1 pseudogene is annotated in these 307 nt (G+C 71.3%); it reads right to left on the reverse strand.

The annotated features are described in order from the left end of the window. Positions 1-307 (reverse strand): annotated as a pseudogene (locus EIM47_RS15625) (methyl-accepting chemotaxis protein); the annotation flags it as partial.

Genomic DNA, 307 nt, shown 5'->3' on the forward strand with positions numbered 1-307 from the left:
CGGCCGACCACCTCGCCGCCTTCGGAAGCCACCCCCGCCGCGCCGATCGCCAGCTGGTTGGCCTGGCGGGCGTGGTCGGCGTTCTGCTTGACGGTGGAGGTCAGCTCCTCCATCGAAGCGGCGGTTTCCTCCAGGTTGGCGGCCTGCTGCTCGGTGCGGCGGGACAGGTCGTTGTTGCCGGAGGCGATCTCGGTGGCGCCGGCGTTGATCGCGGCCGAGGCGGCCTGGATGCGCGAGACGATGGAGGTCAGCTGGTCGACGGTGGCGTTGGCGTCGTCGCGCATGCGCGCGAACACGCCGTGGAACT

The sequence above is a fragment of the Pseudoxanthomonas sp. SGT-18 genome (assembly GCF_003931645.1).
In the GTDB taxonomy this organism is placed as follows: domain Bacteria; phylum Pseudomonadota; class Gammaproteobacteria; order Xanthomonadales; family Xanthomonadaceae; genus Pseudoxanthomonas.